Consider the following 3,730-nt stretch of genomic DNA (forward strand, 5'->3'; position numbering starts at 1 on the left):
TGCCTCTGCTGACTTTGGCGGCGCTGATTGTGCTCGGTGCTATTAGCTTCTTTGGTCCGGCGGCTTCTGCTTCCGTGGAGAATGCTTCGGCGACTCGAACCGTTGTTGTGGTCAAGCACGGCGAGACCCTGTGGGATATTGCTCAGGCGGTGGATCCGCAGGGTGATACCCGTGATACTGTGGTTCGTATTATGGAGTTGAACTCGTTGACCAGTACCTCTGTTGATGCCGGTCAGCGTCTGGAGATTCCTCAGACTCAGCGCTAAGCATGGGCCCGTGTGTGGTTGGCTTCTGCGTGAGGTTGATGTCTTGACTCCGAATCCTCTATCTCTCAAGCTAGAGCGCTTGAGCCGAATTCTTGAGCCCATGAAATAGGAGCGCACCGATGCCTGTTCCCGCTGAACCCACAACCGTCGAAACTGAATCTGTACAGAATGCTCAGACCGCTCGTCCCGTGGTTGCCGTTTTGGGGGAACCCGGAACTCGTGGTGCCCTGGTAAAGCTTCTTCAGGATGCTGGTGCGGACGTTATCGTGACCGCTGCGCCCGATCAGTTGCGTGAGGCTGACGGCATGGTGGTGACCGGCGGTGCGAGCTCTCTCGAAGCGTACGAAGACCTGAAAGCTAAGGACGCTGAGCGCGTGATTGGTCGCCGTGTTGCTGGCGGTCGTCCGGTGTTGGTCGCCGACGCGGCGTTGAGCTGCCTCTTCGACTCGGTGACGGTGGAGCATCCGCAGATGGGGCAGGTTCAGGTGCAGTGCATGGGGGAGTGGCCCGGTGAGAGCGTGGAGCTTTCTACCCGCGACCTAGTACCCGGCGCTTCTGCCCTGCGTTCTTCCTCCGATAGCGTGCTGCTCAAGGGTCTTGAGGGCGAGGCTCACTTCAAATCTGAGCACGGCGTTTTTGAGTGGGCTTTTGATCAGAGCATCGAATATATTGCCCCGCCGGCGGTGACTTGGACTGTCACCGAGCCTGCCTATATCGCGGCGGTTGAGAACGGTCCGCTGACGGCGGTGCAGTTCTGCCCGGTGGGATCTGGTGAGCTGGGTGCGGAGTTTATGCGCCGCTGGGTTGCGTCCCTGGCGGTGACTGGTCGCCTGTCATCTGAGGGCTCCGCTACTGCTGCGGGAGGTAACTAATGTCTGCACCCGTTCTTGAACTTCTGCCCGCTGTTGATATTTCTGAAGGCTACGCGGTGCGCCCGGTGGGAGGCACCCTCTCCGGTGGTGAGCAGCGCCTCGACCCTGTTGAGGCGGCTCTGACCTGGGTGAAGGCTGGTGCTCGCTGGATTCACCTGGTTGATCTTGATTTGGCGTTTGGTCGCGGCACGAATACTGAGGTTCTGGCTGAGGTGGTTGCCGCCGTCCGTGCCGAGAACGCTCGGATGACCGGCTCCGCTCCGGTTCGTATTCAGGTCAGCGGCGGTGTGCGTAATGCTGAGAGTCTGGAGCGCGCTCTGAGCCTGAATCCGGACCGCGTGAACGTGACCAGCGCGGCTCTGGCGGATTCTTCCTGGCTCGAAGAAACTCTGGCTCGTTATGCCGATTCTGATCTTCTGGCTCTTGGCCTCGATGCCCGTTACAACCCCGAGCGGGGCTGGGTGACGGTGGCTCGCGGTACCGACTGGTCGGGTCCGGATCTGGCGGAGGCGCTGGCGTGGCTGGAGGGCGCGGGTGTGCGCCGCTATATCGTTACGGATGTGAGTAAGGACGGTTCTCTGGCGGGCCCCGGTGCGGAGCTGCTGGATGAGGTGCTGGCTCAGACTGCCTGTCGGGTGGTGGCCTCCGGTGGTGTGGCGTCGCTGGCTGATCTTGAGAAGCTGCGTTCTATGGTTCCTTATGGTTTGGAGGGCGTGGTGCTTGGCAAGGCGCTGTATGTGGGTAACTTTAGTTTTGAGCAGGCTCTTGAGGCCGCTGGTTCCCGCTAAAGTTACCGCTCCTGCTAAATCTCGTTCCCGCTAAATCTGACTCCCGCTCAAGCTACCGGTTCGCGCTAGTCCGCGTATCTAGTCCGCGTAGATTTCTTATTCGCACAGGCTTTATATATGACCAAGCCCCGTCTTCCTCAGTGCGAGGGAGGCGGGGCATCGTGATCGCATAAAGCTGGCTTAGCAAAGCAGTCGGCTTAGTACACCGGACCGGTGAGCTTTTCGCCGGGGCCCTTGCCGGGTTCGTCCGGGAAGGGGGATGCTTCGCGGAAGGCGAGCTGCAGGGTGCGCAGGCCGTCGCGCAGGGGTGCTGCGTGCTGGGAGCCGATTTCGGGTGCTGCGGCGGTGACGAGACCTGCCAGTGCGGTGATGAGCTTGCGTGCTTCGTCGAGGTCCTTGAGGTCGTCGGCGTTTTCGTCTGCTGCCAGGCCGCACTTGACGGCTGCGGCGCTCATCATGTGGATGGCTGCGGAGCTGATGATTTCGATGGCGGGTACGTCTGCGATGTCGCGCAGCTGTTCGTTGACGGCTTCGACCTGCTCTTCGGTGAGTTCGGTGTGGCCGTGTACGGGGGTTTCTTCTTCCGCGGTGAAGCGGAAACTCGTGTTTTCAGTGCTCATAGTCCTAGAATCTCATATTTCGTTTGTTTCGGTAAATGCGTCCTTAAGAGTGGGCGCTTCTGTGGAATCACTGCAGGAATCCCCGCAATTTTTATGGTGTTTTACGTCTAATCCCTTGCGCCTGTCGGGGGTTCTGCGGTATGGTTGTAGGCAGTTTGCAAGTGGAGCATGCCTCCCACCCGGTTGACCGCCGCAGGCGTTAGTTTGCGAGTTTTGAGGTGAACGGGTTCGTCCGCCGCTTTCGGCGTACGCTGGTTTGTGCCTCCGCTTGTGTAACTGCGGGGGCTTTTTTAGTGCCCGCAACGGATAGTATTCACGGGGAAACCCACAGAGCACAGGAGCTAGTCATTAGCGAACCACGCATTAACGATCGTATCCGCGTTCCCGAGGTCCGTCTTGTCGGTCCCGGTGGCGAGCAGGTAGGCGTTGTCCCTCTGAAGGACGCTCTGCGTCTGGCTGAGGACGCCGAACTCGACCTGGTCGAGGTTGCCCCGAACGCGAAGCCGCCCGTGTGCAAGCTCATGGATTACGGTAAGTACAAGTACGAAGCCGCAATCAAGGCTCGTGAATCCCGCAAGAAGCAGGCTAATGCCGTTCTGAAGGAGATCCGTTTCCGCCTGAAGATTGATACCCACGACTACGAAACCAAGGTTGGACACGCTCGTCGTTTCCTTTCCGGTGGTGACAAGGTCAAGGCAATGATTCAGTTCCGTGGTCGTGAGCAGCAGCGCCCCGAGATGGGTGTGCGTCTGCTGGAGCGTCTGGCGGCTGAGCTGGCTGAGGTGAGCACCGTTGAGTCTCGCCCCCGTCAGGATGGCCGCAACATGGTGATGGTTCTGGCTCCGCTTCGCGGTAAGGCAGAGGCTCGCCGTGAGCAGGGCGCCGGCGGTCGCAAGGGTCGCGAGCGTATTGACACGACCAAGGCGAAGCCCGTAACTAATTCTCTGGCAGACGCTATGCCTGCCGAGTTGAAGGCACAGGCTTCCGCCGAGTAGGGAACCGGGTCGTCACTTTAGGATGGGCACGCGCCTCCACCGCTCGGTGGGTGTTGCGGGTTCACCCGGTGCCGGTTCCGAGGCACCTCGTTGGGGGTGCCTCACCTTTGGTCCTTGGGGCTGATGCGTGTATCGCTCAACCCCACTAAGCTACCCCGCTTTGTGGCGGGGGATGAATGTAAGGAGAAC

Annotated in this window: 5 protein-coding genes; 4 read left to right on the top strand and 1 reads right to left on the bottom strand. The window is 60.0% G+C overall.

Annotation, left to right across the window (positions count from 1 at the left end):
* From Q0216_RS09255 to Q0216_RS09265, 3 genes are all read left to right on the top strand, one after another.
* Positions 1-266 (top strand): LysM peptidoglycan-binding domain-containing protein (locus tag Q0216_RS09255; RefSeq protein ID WP_298594768.1); only part of this gene is annotated, 266 nt, incomplete at its 5' end.
* 119 nt (positions 267-385) lie between these two features.
* Positions 386-1,138 (top strand): imidazole glycerol phosphate synthase, encoded by a 753-nt coding sequence (locus Q0216_RS09260; protein ID WP_298594770.1) that lies wholly within the window; start codon positions 386-388, stop codon positions 1,136-1,138.
* On the top strand, positions 1,138-1,926 hold the full coding sequence (locus Q0216_RS09265) for a HisA/HisF-related TIM barrel protein (RefSeq protein ID WP_298594772.1): 789 nt from the start codon (positions 1,138-1,140) through the stop codon (positions 1,924-1,926). Before Q0216_RS09260 ends, Q0216_RS09265 begins: the two co-directional genes overlap by 1 nt.
* A gap of 197 nt (positions 1,927-2,123) precedes the next feature.
* On the opposite strand, the gene Q0216_RS09270 is transcribed toward Q0216_RS09265, so the two are convergent.
* The gene (locus Q0216_RS09270) at positions 2,124-2,546 is read right to left on the bottom strand and encodes a DUF1844 domain-containing protein (RefSeq protein ID WP_012903892.1); all 423 of its coding nucleotides are present in this window, start codon (positions 2,544-2,546) and stop codon (positions 2,124-2,126) included.
* Between the two features lie 293 nt (positions 2,547-2,839).
* Here Q0216_RS09270 and infC point away from each other — a divergent pair, with 293 nt between their 5' ends.
* Positions 2,840-3,541: a translation initiation factor IF-3 gene (gene infC / locus Q0216_RS09275; protein WP_005507875.1), complete on the top strand. Its 702-nt coding sequence runs from the start codon at positions 2,840-2,842 to the stop codon at positions 3,539-3,541.
* Positions 3,542-3,730 lie beyond the last annotated feature (189 nt).

Source organism: uncultured Rothia sp. (genome assembly GCF_937976295.1).
GTDB lineage: Bacteria > Actinomycetota > Actinomycetes > Actinomycetales > Micrococcaceae > Rothia.

Coding starts and splice junctions, on each gene's coding strand:
- Q0216_RS09260 (WP_298594770.1), top strand. CDS start 386: ATGCCTGTTCCCGCTGAACCCACAACCGTCGAAACTGAATCTGTACAG.
- Q0216_RS09265 (WP_298594772.1), top strand. CDS start 1,138: ATGTCTGCACCCGTTCTTGAACTTCTGCCCGCTGTTGATATTTCTGAA.
- Q0216_RS09270 (WP_012903892.1), bottom strand. CDS start 2,546: ATGAGCACTGAAAACACGAGTTTCCGCTTCACCGCGGAAGAAGAAACC.